This window comes from Enterocloster clostridioformis (genome assembly GCF_020297485.1).
In the GTDB taxonomy this organism is placed as follows: Bacteria; Bacillota; Clostridia; order Lachnospirales; family Lachnospiraceae; genus Enterocloster; species Enterocloster clostridioformis.
Genome location: NZ_JAIWZC010000001.1, coordinates 2,551,700 through 2,568,770, shown reverse-complemented (window position 1 = coordinate 2,568,770; position 17,071 = coordinate 2,551,700). Strand labels below are relative to the sequence as shown.

The 17,071-nt window shown below is 50.8% G+C and carries 19 protein-coding genes, 3 tRNA genes and 2 pseudogenes; 18 read left to right on the top strand and 6 right to left on the bottom strand.

Translation table 11 applies throughout. The features are described from left to right. Positions 1–2: 2 nt before the first annotated feature. The 3 genes from LA360_RS12910 to LA360_RS12900 are packed head-to-tail and all read left to right on the top strand — an operon-like array spanning position 3 to position 2,407. On the top strand, positions 3–656 hold the full coding sequence (locus LA360_RS12910) for a histidine phosphatase family protein (protein ID WP_112482055.1): 654 nt from the start codon (positions 3–5) through the stop codon (positions 654–656). After that, on the top strand, positions 628–1,458 hold the full coding sequence (locus LA360_RS12905; protein ID WP_057573044.1) for a transketolase: 831 nt from the start codon (positions 628–630) through the stop codon (positions 1,456–1,458). The genes LA360_RS12910 and LA360_RS12905 overlap by 29 nt, the downstream gene beginning before the upstream one ends. Continuing rightward, the gene (locus tag LA360_RS12900; protein WP_057573043.1) at positions 1,451–2,407 is read left to right on the top strand and encodes a transketolase family protein; all 957 of its coding nucleotides are present in this window, start codon (positions 1,451–1,453) and stop codon (positions 2,405–2,407) included. The genes LA360_RS12905 and LA360_RS12900 overlap by 8 nt, the downstream gene beginning before the upstream one ends. Positions 2,408–2,562: 155 nt before the next feature. Here the strand turns inward: LA360_RS12900 and LA360_RS32130 are convergent. The 6 genes and pseudogenes from LA360_RS32130 to LA360_RS12870 all read right to left on the bottom strand — a co-directional run. Continuing rightward, positions 2,563–2,907: pseudogene (locus LA360_RS32130) on the bottom strand (transposase); the annotation flags it as partial. 84 nt (positions 2,908–2,991) lie between these two features. After that, entirely contained in the window at positions 2,992–3,174 is a 183-nt protein-coding gene (locus LA360_RS12890; RefSeq protein WP_057573052.1) for a hypothetical protein, read from the bottom strand. 85 nt (positions 3,175–3,259) lie between these two features. Continuing rightward, positions 3,260–3,558, bottom strand: a pseudogene (locus LA360_RS12885) (hypothetical protein). A gap of 13 nt (positions 3,559–3,571) precedes the next feature. Beyond that, positions 3,572–4,699: an MFS transporter gene (locus tag LA360_RS12880; RefSeq protein WP_112482238.1), complete on the bottom strand. Its 1,128-nt coding sequence runs from the start codon at positions 4,697–4,699 to the stop codon at positions 3,572–3,574. Between the two features lie 104 nt (positions 4,700–4,803). After that, a tRNA-Met gene (locus LA360_RS12875) sits at positions 4,804–4,877 on the bottom strand. A gap of 20 nt (positions 4,878–4,897) precedes the next feature. Further along, positions 4,898–4,970, bottom strand: a tRNA-Val gene (locus LA360_RS12870). 178 nt (positions 4,971–5,148) lie between these two features. On the opposite strand from LA360_RS12870, the gene LA360_RS12865 reads away from it, so the two are divergent. The 15 genes from LA360_RS12865 to LA360_RS12795 all read left to right on the top strand — a co-directional run bounded on the left by LA360_RS12865 (position 5,149) and on the right by LA360_RS12795 (position 17,069). Continuing rightward, entirely contained in the window at positions 5,149–6,072 is a 924-nt protein-coding gene (locus LA360_RS12865) for a diacylglycerol/lipid kinase family protein (protein WP_022200677.1), read from the top strand. A gap of 234 nt (positions 6,073–6,306) precedes the next feature. After that, the gene (gene ispF / locus LA360_RS12860) at positions 6,307–6,858 is read left to right on the top strand and encodes a 2-C-methyl-D-erythritol 2,4-cyclodiphosphate synthase (RefSeq protein ID WP_022200678.1); all 552 of its coding nucleotides are present in this window, start codon (positions 6,307–6,309) and stop codon (positions 6,856–6,858) included. 83 nt (positions 6,859–6,941) lie between these two features. Beyond that, positions 6,942–8,351, top strand: a complete 1,410-nt coding sequence (gene cysS, locus LA360_RS12855; protein WP_022200679.1) for a cysteine--tRNA ligase — start codon at positions 6,942–6,944, stop codon at positions 8,349–8,351. Beyond that, positions 8,336–8,806 (top strand): Mini-ribonuclease 3, encoded by a 471-nt coding sequence (locus LA360_RS12850; protein ID WP_022200680.1) that lies wholly within the window; start codon positions 8,336–8,338, stop codon positions 8,804–8,806. Before cysS ends, LA360_RS12850 begins: the two co-directional genes overlap by 16 nt. Continuing rightward, complete coding sequence (gene rlmB, locus LA360_RS12845; protein ID WP_002586323.1) at positions 8,803–9,546, top strand: 23S rRNA (guanosine(2251)-2'-O)-methyltransferase RlmB; 744 nt, start codon at positions 8,803–8,805, stop codon at positions 9,544–9,546. Before LA360_RS12850 ends, rlmB begins: the two co-directional genes overlap by 4 nt. Positions 9,547–9,576: 30 nt before the next feature. After that, positions 9,577–10,500 carry a transglutaminase-like domain-containing protein gene (locus tag LA360_RS12840; protein WP_057572382.1) on the top strand — a complete coding sequence of 308 codons (924 nt, stop codon included), beginning with the start codon at positions 9,577–9,579 and terminating at the stop codon, positions 10,498–10,500. A gap of 15 nt (positions 10,501–10,515) precedes the next feature. After that, positions 10,516–11,574: a type II secretion system F family protein gene (locus LA360_RS12835; RefSeq protein ID WP_112482054.1), complete on the top strand. Its 1,059-nt coding sequence runs from the start codon at positions 10,516–10,518 to the stop codon at positions 11,572–11,574. Positions 11,575–11,591: 17 nt separating this feature from the next. After that, on the top strand, positions 11,592–11,921 hold the full coding sequence (locus LA360_RS12830; RefSeq protein WP_022200683.1) for a hypothetical protein: 330 nt from the start codon (positions 11,592–11,594) through the stop codon (positions 11,919–11,921). A 13-nt stretch (positions 11,922–11,934) separates the two neighbouring features. Then, the gene (locus tag LA360_RS12825; RefSeq protein WP_057572380.1) at positions 11,935–12,429 is read left to right on the top strand and encodes a DUF4860 domain-containing protein; all 495 of its coding nucleotides are present in this window, start codon (positions 11,935–11,937) and stop codon (positions 12,427–12,429) included. Then, positions 12,422–12,937, top strand: coding sequence for a hypothetical protein (locus LA360_RS12820; protein ID WP_112482053.1), 516 nt, complete (start codon positions 12,422–12,424; stop codon positions 12,935–12,937). Before LA360_RS12825 ends, LA360_RS12820 begins: the two co-directional genes overlap by 8 nt. A 117-nt stretch (positions 12,938–13,054) precedes the next feature. After that, positions 13,055–13,534, top strand: a complete 480-nt coding sequence (locus tag LA360_RS12815) for a hypothetical protein (protein ID WP_022200686.1) — start codon at positions 13,055–13,057, stop codon at positions 13,532–13,534. Between the two features lie 25 nt (positions 13,535–13,559). Next, a complete protein-coding gene (locus LA360_RS12810) occupies positions 13,560–14,621 on the top strand; it encodes a type IV pilus twitching motility protein PilT (protein WP_022200687.1) in 1,062 nt (353 codons plus the stop codon). 122 nt (positions 14,622–14,743) lie between these two features. Then, positions 14,744–15,691, top strand: a complete 948-nt coding sequence (locus tag LA360_RS12805; protein WP_022200688.1) for an L-lactate dehydrogenase — start codon at positions 14,744–14,746, stop codon at positions 15,689–15,691. Positions 15,692–15,908: 217 nt separating this feature from the next. Further along, a tRNA-Thr gene (locus tag LA360_RS12800) sits at positions 15,909–15,981 on the top strand. Positions 15,982–16,535: 554 nt separating this feature from the next. Continuing rightward, positions 16,536–17,069: a methyltransferase family protein gene (locus tag LA360_RS12795; RefSeq protein ID WP_022200340.1), complete on the top strand. Its 534-nt coding sequence runs from the start codon at positions 16,536–16,538 to the stop codon at positions 17,067–17,069. Positions 17,070–17,071 lie beyond the last annotated feature (2 nt).

Below are 17,071 nucleotides of genomic sequence, written 5' to 3'. Positions count from 1 at the left end.
AGATGAGCTGTGACATTTATTTTGTAAGGCATGGGGAGACATACTGGAATGTAGAACGGAGAATGCAGGGGCAGGTAAATATTCCGTTAAATGAGCGTGGGAGAGAACAGGCGCGGGCTGCCGCCCGTAAATTAAGGGACGTGCCGCGGGAGGTATGTTATACCAGTCCGCTGGACAGGGCCGTGGAGACGGCCCGGATTATACTGGGACAGAGGCGTATACCAATCATAGATGAATCGCTGCTGATAGAACAGGGGTATGGACTGTCGAAAGGCACTTATCAGGACCATGGATATCACGATTTGGTAGCACCTATCTATAGATATGAGGATGCTCCGGAGACTTACAGGCCGGATATTGGAGCTGAGAGCTTTGAGGATATCATGAACCGGGCAGCCACGGTGGTGGAGAAGTTACTGGTCCCCATGGAAAAGAAGTACCGCAATGTGCTGATTACGGCCCATGGAGCCATTATATGTGGTATTTTGAATACAATGCTTGGCAGGCTGGTCAGAAAGTTTTGGGATACAAAATTGGATAACTGCGGAATAGCGCAGGTGACCTTCCATGGGAGGACTGTGGATATGAATCTTTCGGAATGCATTGGTGTATCAAGGGGGAAGATGGATGGAACATTTAAAGGCATTGTCATTTGAATTAAGAAAAGATGCAGTCAATATGATTATGGAAGCAGGGACCGGACACATTGGCGGAGACATGAGCGTTATGGATATCCTGGTGGCATTATACTTTAAACATATGAATATCAGCCCGGATAACATGGACTCTCCTGAACGGGACCGCTTTGTGCTCAGCAAAGGCCATTCAATGGAAGCCTATTATGCAGTCCTTGCCGCCAAGGGGTTTCTGGATATAAAGGATGTAAGAGCTAATTTCTCGAAATTTGGTTCCAAGTATATCGGACATCCCAATAATAAACTGCCCGGAATTGAGATGAATTCCGGTTCCCTGGGCCACGGACTTCCGGTCTGCGTGGGCATGGCCCTGGCAGGCAGAATGGATGGGAGAAGCTACCGGGTGTATACGGTAATGGGTGACGGGGAACTTGCTGAGGGAAGCGTCTGGGAGGGCGCTATGGCAGCCGGACATTATGGACTGGATAACCTGTGCGCGGTGGTGGACAGAAATCATCTCCAGATTTCCGGGAATACAGAAGTAGTAATGAGACAGGAGTGTCAGAAGGAGCGCTGGGAAAGCTTTGGATGGCATGCCATTCAGGCGGATGGAAATGACATTGACAGTCTGGATCGTGCATTCAGGGAGGCAAAGTCGGTGAAGGGGAAGCCGTCTGTTGTGATTGCAGACACGGTCAAGGGGTATGGTTCAGCGCTCATGGAGAATAAGGCTGAATGGCATCATAAGGTGCCAAGCCGTGAAGAATACGAACAAATTATAAAGGACCTGGAGGAGAGGAAGGAGGAGGCGCTGCATGAATAAAACAGCAAACAGACAGGTTATCTGTGAGGTGCTGATGGAGCAGGCAGAGACAGACAAGGACATTGTGGTATTGTGTAGCGATTCGCGGGGCAGTGCATCCCTGACAAATTTTGCCAGGGAGTATCCGAATCAGTTTGTGGAGACCGGGATAGCTGAGCAGAATCTGGTCAGCATAGCGGCAGGGCTGGCAAAGTGTGGGAAACGGGTATTTGCGGCCTCTCCGGCAAGCTTTATTTCCGCCAGGAGTTATGAGCAGATTAAGGTGGATGTGGCATATTCGGACACAAATGTAACCTTGATTGGTATCAGCGGGGGAATCAGCTATGGCGCCCTGGGAATGAGCCACCATTCTGCACAGGATATAGCCGCTTTATCGGCCATTCCCAACATGAGGGTTTATCTGCCCTGCGACAGGCATGAAACCCGGTGCCTGATGGAGGCGCTGGTAAAGGATGACAGACCGGCTTATCTGAGGGTGGGACGAAATCCGGTGGAGGATGTGTATGAAGATGGAGGGGGCCCCTTTGTCATGGACCAGGCGGTAACTTTGATGGACGGAAGCGATGTACTGCTTGTGGCCTGCGGTGAGATGGTGCGTCCTGTACTGGATGCGGCCCGTATGCTTCGCGGGGATGGGATAGAAGCAGCCGTGCTTGACATGTACTGCCTTAAGCCTATGGACAGAAAAACATTGGTGGAAAAGGCGTCAGGGGTAAAGGCGGTCATGACGGTTGAAGAACACTCGCCCTTCGGGGGGCTGGGAGCCATGGTCAGTCAGGCAATAGGCGAAGAGTGTCCCAGAACAGTGGTGCATCTGGCTCTTCCCGATGAGCCGGTTATCTCAGGCACCTCCGGCCAGGTATTTGAATACTATGGCTTGGATGCGGAAGGAATCAGAAAAAGGGCTGTGGATTTAATGAAGCAGGTTGAATCATGCAGGCAAAATTAGAAATTAAAAGTCCGGAAAAAAGGGGCTGTGAAAAAAGTGGAGTTGAAATGCTCCACTTTCCACAGCCCCCCCTGTTTATGCCGTCACTTTACCTGCATCTGACTCTTAAACGTGTATAATACCTCTTTCCCCATAAAATCTGCACCTTTTCACTCTTAAGCAGCCTTCTGGAGTCTCATCTGTTTGTTGTGAAATTTATAGAGATTATGCCCGATAGAAACCAGAAAAGCTCCAATTTCGCCGAGTTCAGTCCTTTTCTCACGCTCCTTTAATACTCCGCCTGGATGGAATGGTTCATCCGCAGCAGGGCTCCCTGTATGCTCTCAAGGTTACTCTTTATGCATGGAACTTAATTCCTCATTGATCCTGACTGTCCGGTTTTTGTCTGTCTTTTTACATTTTTCCGCATATGGACAACCTCCGCAGTCTTCACATGTGTAGTACTCTTCCTGCCGCCCATACCGGTTCCCCTTTACCGGCTTCCTATACGCAAAATGAAAAGTTTATCGCTGTATTCCTTCAGTTTCTCATAATAACGCTGCTCCTGGCTCTTTCTGTGTCCCCGTCCGGAAATGAATTTCTTCTCATATATGGCAGAAGAAGGCGTATTTAGACAAAATGGCCTCCAGACCGGCTGGCGTATACTCGGTGTTTGTCTCGATTTTCAGCCCTGTATATGACAGGGTTTCGTTCATATCGGTCAACAGGTCTGTAATCTTTGCAAAAAGCCGATATCTGGATTTCTCTGTCGCCTTTTCCACACCCATGTGTATTTGTTCGCGTTTGCCTCAAATTTTGAGCCGTCGATATACAGATGCTGGAAATCCACACCGTCTTTCTCTCCGATGTAAGTCACATAACATCTTTGAAAATATCCTGGACGGAATCCCGGAGTTCTAGGGCATCGCTTATCTGCTTTGAGAGTGTATCCTCAGGTATCCTTTCTGCGATTTTATCAATGACGAATTGTTTGCTCTTTTCCTTATATTTGGCATTTCATTCAGTTCCTGGATATGGGCCAGCTCCGGCAGGACCATGACGATATCCGCTCTGGATTTTCCTATCTGTTTTTCTTCCAGAATACGTATTTTTCCGTACATTTCCTCCAGGAAATCAAAGAGAGGCTCCCGTATGTCCTTATCGCGGAGCATGGATTTACAGCTCCTATTCTTTCAACCGTTTTACAGCTACACTGAATAACAGCATGCCTGCGCAGGGAATGATATTGGAAGCCATTCCGATTTCAATGCCAGCATATTCAGACACCATGCCGATTATCCAGGGCATGATGATGGCGCCGCTGCTGGCAGCCGGAAGCATAATTCCCATGCTGGCCGCGCTGGTCATACGGCCCGCGCTGGCCACGGCAGTGGGATTCATGCCGGCCATGGCAAAGGCAAAGGCGAACAGCAGGAGAATGGCAGTGGTCTGGGTACTGGCCATCATCAGGCCCATGTAGAAGATGATGCAGCCAATGCCCATTTTAATCATGGCGGAATAGCTGTTTTTGATAGGGATTACAAATGCTATGAGCAGGCGGGCAATCAGCGTGGCTCCCCACATCACGGTTACGGTGTAGGGGCTGAGAGATCCTGATATGATGCCGTTTCCCTTAAAATATGTAACCATCCAGCCGGTTACGCTGGTTTCCGCCGCGTTCTGGCAGAACAGAAGACCGGTGAGCATCCAGAATTTTCTGCTTTTAAGGAAGCTTTTATTTATATTCCTGTCCTTTTTCATGGCCTTTGTTTCGGCGGGAGTCACACAGAAGGTCAGCCACAGCAGGAAACCGCAGGCTGCTAACACCAGCATGGGGACGGTATTTCCTGCCTTCATGGCGGCGGCGATGAAGAATGGACACAAAAGCGCGCCCAGGGCGTAGCAGCCGTGCATGATGTTCATGCCCTTTGTACGATCGCCGGAGTTATCGGCCACCAGTATGGTACAGGTATTGATGGTGCTTCCTTTAGCAACGCCGACCATGAAAAATCCCAGCATGAGAACCAGCATCCATCCGGAAAAACCCATGATCAGATATCCGGCCCCATAGCCTGCTGTCAGGAGCACCACTGTTTTCTTGGTGCCGATTTTTGCGGGCAGCATGCCTGAGGCAAAGCCGGCCAGCAGATTGCCTATGCTCATAAGGGACAGCAGTGTCCCTGTCATGCCATATGCAAAGCCGTAGATTTCCTGCAGAATGCTTACGACCACACCGCTGCTGATAGCACATATGCCGCTTAGAAAAAATGCGAAAAATCCCGCGTTTCTCTGAAAAATTTGTTCCTTTTCCATGATGCTCATGTCCTCCCTGACAGATTTCAGACGGGTAAAACGCCCTGGCGGGCAAAACCCGGCGACAAAATAAAAGAAGCTTTGACAATCCAAAGCTTCTCGAGTAGCGGAAGGGAGATTTGAACTCTCGACACCACGGGTATGAACCGTGTGCTCTAGCCAACTGAGCTATTCCGCCATATTAAGTTTGGTAGATAGTGGGGCCTACAGGGCTCGAACCTGTGACCCTCTGCTTGTAAGGCAGATGCTCTCCCAGCTGAGCTAAGACCCCGTACCCTGCCGCCGTTTGTGTCTCACTCGCGACTGCCTGTACAGTATATGATAAATTGTGGTAATTGTCAAGACTTTTTTTACAACTTTTTTTATAGAAATTTTCTTAGTGTTTTATAGGGTATTATGCTATAATTTAAGGCAGAGTAAAATATTAGAAAGGACGACCTGAATCCTTCATGTATAACTTCATTGTAAATCCCAAAGCAGGCTCCGGCAAGGGTCTCAGAATCTGGAAAGCCATAGCCCGTTATATGGACAGTCATAATATTGAATACGAAGTTTTCCTGACAGAAGGCATTGGGGACGCAAGAACCGCGGCAAGGCGGCTGACAGACAGTCATGGTGAGCCCAGATATATCATCGCCGTGGGCGGGGAGGGGACCATGAACGAGGTTCTGGACGGTGTGTCTTTCCATGGGCCTTTAAGTCTGGGTTATATCCCGGCCGGTTCCGGCAGCGACCTGGCCAGGAGTCTCCGCATGCCCGGACGCACCATAAAGTGTCTTAAGAAACAGCTGGCCCCCCGGCATTTCACCATGATTGATTACGGAGTCCTTACCTATGGAAATCAGGAGGTATCCCACCGACGGTTCCTGGTCAGCGCCGGAATCGGATTTGATGCGGCCGTCTGTCAGGATGCCCTGTCTTCCAGATGCCGTCAGCGTTTAAATCGTTTCGGTATGGGGAAACTTTCTTATATACTCATAGGCATACACCAGTTTTTTAAATGTAAATCCAGCAAAGGATATATTTTATTGGACGGGATAAAAAAGGTAGAGTTCAACAACATTCTTTTCATATCCTGTCACATACAGCCCTCAGAGGGCGGCGGCTTCCTCTTTGCCCCCAGGGCAGACGGAAGCGACGGAAAATTAAACATCTGCGTCATGAGCCACAGCACCAGGATAAAGCTGATACCCGTTCTGCTGTCAGCCCTCATAGGAAGGCGGCGGCCCAAAGGTGTCAGAACCTACGAATGCAGGGAAGTATCCATCCACACAGAAGCAGCGCTGCCCGTCCATGCAGACGGCGAGAGCTGCGGCTTCCAGACAGACATACAAGCCAGCTGCATAGCCAGGAAGGTAAGGATGATGATATGACGCAGGCAATGAGCCATGCAAAATAAGACAGAAGGAAATCTTCGTTGTGCTCGCACAAAAGAAGATTTCCTTATGGCTTATTTTATAGGGCGAAGCCCGACACCGTGATGGAGCGCAGCGCAATCACGGTGTGCATGGCGGAGTAATGTAATCACGGTGCACATGGCGGAGTAACATAATCACGGTGTGCATGGCGGGGGTAACGGTATCGCGATGAACACGGAAGGAGACACTATGAGAATCGGACAAGGATACGATGTTCACAAATTAGTACAAGGCCGCGATCTAATCTTAGGCGGCGTCAATATCCCATATGAAAAGGGCCTTCTGGGCCATTCCGACGCGGATGTTCTGGTCCACGCGGTGATGGATGCCCTGTTGGGGGCTGCTGCCCTGGGAGACATCGGACAGCATTTCCCGGACACGGACCCGGCATATAAAGGTATTTCCAGCATAGAACTGTTAAGGAAGGTAGGAGAACTTCTGGACGGGAAAGGCTACGTGGTTGAGAATATAGACGCCACCATCATAGCCCAGCGTCCCAAGCTGGCCCCATACAGGCCCCGGATGGCGGCTAACATAGCAGACGCCCTCCGCCTGGATGTGTCCAGGGTAAGCGTCAAGGCCACTACAGAGGAAGGACTTGGATTTACGGGAACCGGGGAAGGAATCTCTTCTCAGGCAATTACCTTATTGACGGAAACAGCAGATTACTGCTATGATAGTAAGATAATGGAAGGCGGCTGTGGAGGCTGCCCTGGCTGCAGCCGGGCGAATGAAGAATAAAACAGGATAAAACACATTCTGACACAGCTGACCTGGCATGCTCCAGACATGCCGCAGGAGATTCATTTGAGGAGAATAAGAGTATGAAGATATTTAACACACTGAGCAGAAGAAAAGAGGAATTTGTTCCCCTGACCCCGGGAGAGGTCAAGATGTACGTCTGCGGCCCCACGGTGTATAATTTCATCCATATAGGAAACGCCAGGCCCATGATTGTATTTGACACGGTTCGCAGGTATTTTGAGTATAAGGGGTACGACGTGCGCTACGTGTCCAACTTCACGGATGTGGATGACAAAATCATCAAAAAGGCAATCGAGGAGGGTGTGGACGCGGATACAGTGTCACGCCGGTACATTGAGGAGTGCAAAAAGGACATGGCAGCCATGAATGTAAAGCCTGCTACCGTCCATCCCCAGGCAACCCAGGAAATCTGCGGCATGCTGGAGATGATACAGACCCTTATCGACAAAAATCACGCCTATGTGGCAGGGGACGGGACCGTGTACTTCAGGACCGGTTCTTTTAAGGAATACGGAAAGCTGTCCCATAAGAACCTGGATGAGCTTCAGTCCGGGTTCCGTGAAATCAAGGTCACCGGCGAGGAGGGCAAGGAAGACCCCAATGATTTCGTGCTCTGGAAGCCTAAGAAGGAAGGAGAACCTTTCTGGGAGTCGCCGTGGTGCGACGGACGTCCGGGCTGGCATATTGAGTGCTCCGTTATGTCCAAACGCTACCTGGGCGAGCAGATTGATATTCACGCCGGCGGCGAGGATTTGATATTCCCACATCATGAGAACGAGATTGCCCAGAGTGAGTGCGCCAACGACAAGAACTTTGCAACATACTGGATGCACAACGGGTTCCTGAATATTGACAATAAGAAAATGTCCAAATCCCTGGGGAATTTCTTTACAGTAAGGGAAATCAGTGAAAAATACGACTTGCAGGTGCTGCGTTTCTTCATGCTCAGCGCCCATTACCGCAGTCCCCTTAACTTCAGCGCAGACCTGATGGAGGCTTCCAAGAATGGTCTGGAGCGTATACTGACCTGTGTGGAGAAGTTAAGGGACCTGGAGGCAAAGGCATCAGACGGCCCCAGGACAGCCGGGGAGCAGGGAAATATGGAAGAGGCAGATAAGCTTCGGGGCAAGTACGAGGAGGCCATGGACGATGACTTCAACACCGCGGACGCCATTTCAGCCATATTTGAACTGGTGAAGCTGGCTAATACCACGGCAGATGAATCCAGTACCAGGGAATTCGTATCTTATATGGAGACAATGATAGAAGAACTTTGCGATGTACTGGGCATTATCACGGAGAAGAAGGAAGAAGTGCTGGACAGCGAGATCGAAGAGATGATTGAAGCCAGACAGCAGGCCAGGAAAGAGAAGAACTTTGCGCTGGCGGATGAAATCCGCGGAAAGCTTCTGGATATGGGAATTATATTAGAGGATACCAGAGAGGGCGTAAAGTGGAAGAGAGCGTAACCATTCAGGAATTTCTCACATATTATAGACAGTGCATGAGGCTTGAACCAGTGGATGAGAATTCTTACTCGCCACTGGTTCTGGCCTATATTGGAGATTCGGTGTATGAGGTCATCATACGCACCAAGGTGATAAACCGGGGAAGCATGCAGGTAAATAAAATGCACAGGCAGAGCTCGGAGCTTGTAAAGGCCGGTACGCAGGCAGAGCTCATAAAGGCCATTGAGGACATGCTTACCCGGGAGGAGCACGCTGTGTTCAAGCGGGGACGCAACGCAAAATCAGCCACATCAGCCAAGAACGCGTCTGTCATTGATTACCGCATGGCCACAGGGATGGAAGCCCTGGTAGGGTGGCTGTTCCTGAGACAGGAATACAACAGGCTGGTATATCTGATAAGCCAGGGACTTGAGAAGCTGGGCAGGATGCCGGACCCGGAAGGAGATAAGACATGAGATACGAAGAACTGACCATAGAGGGGCGCAATGCCGTGCTGGAGGCATTCCGGTCCGGCAGGACCATCGACAAGCTGTTCGTCCTGGACGGCTGTCAGGACGGTCCGGTGCGCACCATCCTGAGGGAAGCCAGGAAATACGATACCATCATTAACTACGTGCCAAGGGAGAGGCTGGACCAGATATCCGAGACAGGAAAGCATCAGGGTGTTATTGCCTATGCTGCGGCCTATGAGTACGCCGAGGTGGAAGATATGCTGAAGGCGGCAGAGGAAAAGGGAGAGCCGCCCTTCCTCATACTGCTGGACGGCATAGAGGATCCCCACAATCTGGGAGCCATCATCCGTACGGCCAACCTGGCAGGGGCCCATGGCGTCATTATTCCCAAACGCCGCGCCGCGGGGCTGACAGCCACCGTGGCAAAGACATCGGCAGGAGCCTTAAACTACACGCCGGTGGCAAAGGTCACAAATCTGACGGCTACCATGGAAGATTTGAAGAAAAAGGGTATGTGGTTTGTCTGTGCCGACATGGGCGGAGAACTTATGTATAAGATGAACCTGAAAGGTTCCATCGGACTTGTGGTGGGAAATGAAGGGGAGGGGGTCGGAAAGCTTGTGCGCGAGCACTGCGATATGGTTGCTTCCATTCCCATGAAGGGAGATATTGATTCCCTGAACGCATCAGTTGCGGCAGGCGTGCTGGCCTATGAGATTGTAAGGCAGCGCCTGGAGATGTAGTCCTTTTAGAGATAAAGGAGTGATAATGTTATGAAGACAGCATATAAACCTGTTGGAAAGTTTGCGGCGGCAGCGGCAGCGGCTTTTTTTGCCGTCAGCAGCATCCAGGCACCGGCGACGGCCCTGGCTTACACAAAGCCTGCCGGAAGCCATGTACTGACTCCCATTGCTTCCGGGGTCACTGCATACAGCAACGAGAAGGCCACTCTGGATGCATCCAATGTGTCAGAGGGCTATATCATGGTAAAGTATACGGGTAGCGTTGGCAAGATTAAGGTTCAGATTACAAAAAGCGGTTCCGAGACATATACATATGATTTAAGCAGCAGCGGCGTATACGAGGTGTTCCCTCTGTCTGAGGGCAGCGGCAGCTATTCGGTGAAGGTGTTTGAAAATATCCAGGGAAACCAGTATTCCCAGGCGTTCAGCCAGAATGTAAATGCCAGCATAACCAATCAGTTCGGACCCTTCCTTTACCCCAACCAGTATGTGAATTTTAATGCGGCCAGCGCCGCGGTGCAGACAGGCGCGTCCGTGGCTGCCAGCGCAACGGACCAGCTGGGCGTGGTGTCAAATGTTTATAATTATGTAATCAACAACGTTACCTATGATACGGCCAAGGCAAGTTCGGTCCAGTCCGGCTATCTGCCCAATGTGGATGTGGTTTTGGCGCAGAAAAAGGGTATCTGTTTTGACTATGCGGCTCTCATGACAGCCATGCTCAGGTCCCAGGACATTCCCACCAAGCTGGTAGTGGGTTATACGGGGAATCTGTATCACGCGTGGATTAATGTATATCTGGAAGGCCAGGGATGGGTTGATAATATCATCTATTTTGATGGCAACAGCTGGAAGCTGATGGACCCCACGTTTGCGTCCTCCAGCGGACAGAGCCAGGAAATCATGCAGTACATTGGAAACGGCTCTAACTACCGGGCAAAATACAGCTATTAAGGGGAGGCAAAAGAGATGGCGAAAAAGGGAGAGTCTTATTACCGGTATTCCTATGAGGAGCTGTCGGCCTTCTGTCTGCAGATATCCCTGCTGTTGGAAGCGGCTGTTCCGCTGGAGGAAGGGCTGGCCATTATGGCTGAGGACGCGGCCGCGCAGAGCGAGAAGGATATGCTTTTGTACATGGCAGAGGGCGTGGAGCTGGGGGACCCCTTCTTCAAGGTTATGGAGGATACGGGCGTTTTCCCGGCTTATGTGGTGCATATGGCCAAGCTGGGCCAGCAGACAGGAACCATGGACCAGATGATGAAATCGCTGTCCGATTATTATGAGAAGGAATACCGGCTCCTGCGGGCCATAAAGAATGCGGTCACATATCCTGTGATGATGGTGGTAATGCTTTTGGTGGTCCTCTTTGTGCTGTTTTCCAAGGTCATGCCTGTGTTCAACAAGGTATATGAGCAGCTGGGGGCGCGGATGCCTCCTGTGGCAGCCTCGGCCATGAGGCTGGGAGGCTGGTTAAGCGGCGGCGCCCTTATTGTGGGGGCTGTGCTGGCCCTGGTGTTATGCGGGATCTGGACAGCCTCCAAATTCGGCAAACGTTTTGCTTTGGTGGAGCGTTTTGTGAGTTTCGTGAAGGGCCGCAGCAAGATTGCCCTGGCAGTGGCTAACCGCCGGTTTACCTCAGTACTGGCCCTGACCTTAAAGAGCGGTATGGAGCTGGAAAAGGGCATGGACCTGGCAAAGGAGCTGGTTGAGAACGAAAGCGTGGCGGTCCGCATCGGAAAATGCTCGGAGCAGCTTCAGACGGGTGAGAGCTATTACCAGGCCATGAAGGATACCGGCCTGTTTTCCGGTTTTTATGTGCAGATGATTAAAGTAGGAACCAGAAGCGGCCATCTGGACAGCGTTATGGACGAGATATCCCAGGATTATGAGGAGATGGCCGATACCGCCATCGACGATATGATTGCCAGGTTTGAACCGACTATAGTGGCAGTTCTGGCCATATCAGTGGGACTTGTCCTTCTGTCCGTCATGCTTCCACTGGTGGGCGTATTGTCCGCTATCGGATAACAGTTAGGAGGCAGCAGATGAAGGTTAAGTCTCAGAAAAAAGAGAAGAACCAGGCGCTGGGTTACATTCTGTCCCTGGCAGCCATGGCGGCCGTGGTGGCGGTATTTGCGGCGGCTGTGCTGAATTTTTCAGGGAGGACAGGCGCAAGGGAGGAGGAGACTCTCAGGAAGGCAGTGGCAAGGGCTTCGGTCCAGTGCTATGCCATTGAGGGCCGTTATCCTCCCAGCGTGGGATATCTGGAGGAGAATTATGCGATCCAGATTAACAGGAAGAAATACAATGTGTTTTACGATGGTTTTGCATCCAATGTGATGCCGGAAATCACCATCATACCCATAGACGAGTAGGGGGCATACAGTTATGAATCGGAAGACAGACAAGAAGGGAAATGCCGTTAGCGTGCTTTTTACCATGCTGTTATTTCTGGTATTTGTGCTGTGTGCCCTTTTCACAGTGCTGATTGGCAGCCGGGTATATGAAAATATCAATGTGCGCAGCGACGCCAATTATACAGGCAGCACAGCTCTGAGCTACATTGCCAACAAGGTGCGCCAGGGTGACCGGGCCGGGATGGTAAATGTGGTGGATGTGGATGGAACCCAGGTGCTGGAGATGAAACAGGAAATCGGGGAATCAGAATACGTCACATGGATTTACTGGGACGATGGGAGCATCCGGGAATTGTTCACAGACACATCCAGCGGTTTGGGGTTTGCGGACGGTCTGGAGATTCTGGAATGCCGGGGCCTGAAGCTTTCCAGGAAAGGCAGGCTGCTGCATATAGAGACCGTGGGAGAGGGCGGCGGAAGCCTGGAGCTTTCCCTGCGGAGCGGAGGACTTGAGACGGATGAATAGGAAAAGCGGGTCCGGTTCAGGGCCATTTTTAATGGAAATGCTGGTGGTGGTGGGTTTCTTTATCATCTGCGCCAGTATCTGTGTTCTGGTGTTCGTGAAGGCTGACAACATAAGCAGGGATGCCCGGGACATAAATCAGGCGGTGTTAAAGGCGCAGAGCCTGGCAGAAGAGCTGAAGGCGGGGCAGTCTCTTAGGTGGCCGGAGATGCTTCCGGACCGTAATATATGGGAACACCTGGCAGATGCTGACGGGAAAAACCGGGAACAGGCTGAATGGAACCAGGAGCTGGTACAGAGTGAAGGCTACGTAGGTATACATACCATGTACTGGAACAACAGCTGGGAGGAGACCGAACCTGACAATGAACCGTCCTTTTTGGGCGTCATATACACCGGAACTGTGGATAAAATGAAGCGGGCGGACATACTTATCATGCGCTATGCCAGAGGAACTGACAAGGGAAAGCTGCTGTACCGTTTGCAGACAGAGACCTATGCGCAGCCCTAAGAGCATGCAGGCCCCGCTGCGCGCAGTTTTACATGCAGCCGGCGGCAGGGCTTAAGATTCAGGAATATTCAGCCGCCGGCAAGGTTCGGGAAAATGAAACACGGAAAGGAAAGGCAGATGGCAGGAGAGGCATCCAGGAATAAAGTGAATATAGGGGCGTCGTCCCTGATTCTTATTTTCATCGTTCTGTGCATGGCTACCTTTGGACTGCTGTCCTTAAGCAGCGCCCAGGGCGATTTAAAGCTGGCCGGGCGAAACGGGGAGGCGGTCCGGGCATATTATGAGGCGGACAGCAGGGGGCAGCAGTGGCTTAAGGAAGTGGACCAGGTCCTGACAGAGGAAATGGGGGAGGAAAAGGATTCCACCCAGTGCAGCCTGGATATCAAGGACAGGCTGGGAGAGCTTTATGACAGGGAGAGCGGTCTTATTTCCACGGACATCCCCATGGACAGGGGACAGTCCCTGCGCATTGAGCTGGTTCTCATGTGCGGTGAAAAACATTACGATATAAAATCATGGTATGTATATGCCAGTGATGAGTATGAAATAGATAATTCAATGCCTGTGTGGGGCGGAGCAGCCCCATTCCAGGAATAAAACAGAGGCAAAAGGAGCAAAACAGATGAATGTGATGGAATTGCTTACATCGGCCGTGGAGCAGAATGCGGCTGACATATTTCTTATTCCAGGCATGCCCTTCTCCTATAAGATTGGCGGCCGGATTATCTATCAGGGTGATAACCGGATCATGCCCGACGAGATGGATAAGATGATTACCGAGATATACGGCCTGGCAAAGAACCGGGGCATGGATAAGGTCCAGTCCCACGGAGATGATGATTTCTCCTTTGCCATCCCTGGGGTGTCGCGTTTCAGGGCCAGTGTGTTCCGCCAGAGAGGATCCTTGGCGGGAATCATCCGCGTGGTGCGTTTTGAACTGCCGGATGCCGGACAGCTTCATCTGCCGGACAGTATCATCGGCGTATCCAGGCTTACCAAGGGAATGGTACTGGTGACCGGACCGGCAGGCAGCGGCAAAAGCACGACCCTGGCTTGTATTATTGATGAAATCAACAGCACCAGAAATGCCCATGTCATCACACTGGAGGACCCCATTGAATACCTGCACAGGCATAAACAGAGCGTGGTGACCCAGAGAGAGATTGTTACGGATACGGACAGCTACGTTACTGGCCTGAGGGCATCCCTGCGCCAGGCGCCGGATGTCATCCTGTTAGGAGAAATGAGAGATTATGAGACTATCAGCATAGCCATGACAGCAGCGGAGACAGGCCATCTGATTCTCTCCACCCTTCACACCGTGGGGGCGGCCAATACCATCGACCGTGTCATTGATGCATTTCCGCCAAATCAGCAGCAGCAGATAAGGACCCAGCTGGCCATGGTGCTGGATGCGGTCATATCCCAGCAGCTCATACCCACTGTGGACGGCGGGGTGCAGCCGGCATTTGAAATCATGTTTTTAAACAATGCAATCCGCAATATGATACGTGAATCCAAGATTCACCAGATAGACGGAGTCATTGCCACCTCCCAGGAGGAAGGTATGGTATCCATGGATAACAGCCTTATTAAACTATACCGTGACGGAGTGATTTCCCGTGAAAATGCGGCGGCTTACAGCAGCAACAGTGAGCTCATGGAAAAGAAACTGGCCAGATAACCGCAAAAACCGCCGCAGGTCCCGGAAAGACCAGCTGTAAATCCTGCCGGAATAAGACGCGGGTTTTCCAGTTATACTAAGGATATGAACAGCAGACCGGGACGGCAGGAAAGGAGCAGAACATGAGAGCAGATAAGAGAAAAGTGGTAATCGTAGGAACTGGAATGGTGGGCATGAGCTATGCCTACTGTCTTCTGAATCAGTCGGTGTGCGATGAGCTGGTGCTCATTGATGTGAACAAGAAGAGGGCCGAGGGGGAGGCAATGGATTTAAACCATGGCCTGGCATTTGCCAATTCCAGCATGACAATATACGCAGGGGAGTACGATGACTGCAGGGATGCGGATATCGTGGTCATCTGTGCCGGCGTGGCGCAGAAACAGGGTGAAACCCGTCTGGACCTTCTGAAAAGGAATGCCGAGGTGTTCCGATCCATCATTGAGCCGGTTACCTCATCGGGATTCAATGGCCTGTTTCTGGTGGCAACCAATCCGGTTGACATCATGACCAGGATAACCTGTACCCTGTCGGGCTTTAATCCAAGACGGGTGATGGGAACAGGAACAGCCCTGGACACAGCCAGACTCAGGTACCTGTTAGGCGATTATCTGAAGGCGGACCCGAGAAATGTCCACGCCTATGTCATGGGAGAGCATGGGGACAGCGAGTTCGTGCCGTGGAGCCAGGCGCTGCTGGCCACCAAGCCCATTCTGGAGCTGTGCGGGGAAAACGGGGAAGCGTTGTGCAGGCAGCGGTTTGATGACATTGAGGAGGAGGTCCGCACTGCCGCCTACAAAATCATAGAGGCCAAGAATGCCACCTATTATGGTATTGGAATGGCCCTTACCAGAATAACCAAGGCCATCCTGGGGGATGAGCACAGCGTACTTACCGTATCCGCCATGCTGCGGGGAGAGTACGGCCAGATGGACGTGTTTGCAGGCGTTCCCTGCATCATAAACCAGAACGGAGTACAGAGAGTCCTGCCGCTGTCCCTGACACCGGAGGAGCTGGAGAAGCTGGGGCGTTCCTGTGATACGCTGCGGGAAGGGTATGACGGGATTTTCTGATATTTGGAATAGGATTGATTTTAGGATTCTTATTTTCAGATGCTTTGAGAAAGCCGGCTCACATACCGCTGCTCACAATTGCCTGGGAGGCTTGAGGGGGCAGCGGTTTGAATGAGCGGGGATAGAATGGAAGAAAAAATTGAAAATTATTGTTGACAAAACCATGTGGTCATGATAATATATACAAGGCCCGCGAGAGCGTACCAAAACAGAATAAGCTGCTGTGGCTCAGTCGGTAGAGCGTCGCATTGGTAGTGCGGAGGTCACGGGTCCGATTCCCGTCAGCAGCTTGTGGATAGCCTGGTATTTACCGGGCTTTTTTCTTTTTGTTCCGCATTGGTGAATACGTATGAAACTGTAAACGGGGCAGAGGAGCCAGTGGCTCGTGTCACTTGCCCATATTGCGGCAGGGAATTTACAACGGATATGGATTTTAAGGGATAGCCTGGACTGTCCCTTTTTTTCTGCCATGGCCACATGAGAATTGACGGCTCAATTCTTTGTACCCTTGTAAATATCTGGATTAATAATCTTCCCGGCCGGAGTATCCTTAAACAGGCGAGGGGAGGATAATTGTACCTAAAAAACAATAAATTTAATATGATTACAAAATAACCTAATTATTTATAAGAAAGAATAAATAATATCCGGGTAAATCCCTTCCTTTTTCGACATATTTATGATAGAATTTATACTATTCGGCAAATAGTTAATATTTACATGGTACTTTACATAATTTCCCAAGGTTGAGAACAGATGGGAGGATTTATTTTGGATATGGTTGGGGGTCTGGAGTCATAAAGAGAGCGGGCTCCCTTTTATATATTGGGCAGGGGGGATATAGATGTTGGACTGGGGCTTTGGATTAGGGGCTTTTGGGATGTTTTTCCTATATGACTGGAATCGGGTTTTTTTGAAAAAAAATGGCTTCGCCCCGCTTTTTGCGGCAGGCAACCTGCTGCTGGCTGTGGTGGGAGGAAGAATGGTGTATTCTTGTGTTTCCTCAGGGGTTAAGGGACAGTCAGTCTGGCTCCTTCCGGGCGCGTTTTTTCTGGCGATGCTGATTTATACGCTGTATTTTGCGCTGCCCTTTGACAGTACTTATTGCCAGGAGGCGGACCGGCACAAGGTCTGCCGCTCAGGTATGTATGGCTGGTGCCGTCATCCGGGCATATGGTGGTTTTTTGGCTGTTTTTTCTGTATGGGCCTGTCCACAGGGAATCCGAACCGGGTGATGCTCGGTCTGTGTCTTTCTTTTCTGAACCTTCTGTATGCCTGGTATCAGGACAGGCTTATATTTGTAGAGGAATTTTGCGACTACAGGGATTACCAGGAACAAGTACCATTTTTACTACCCAGACTGTGGAAAAGGCGGTGAAC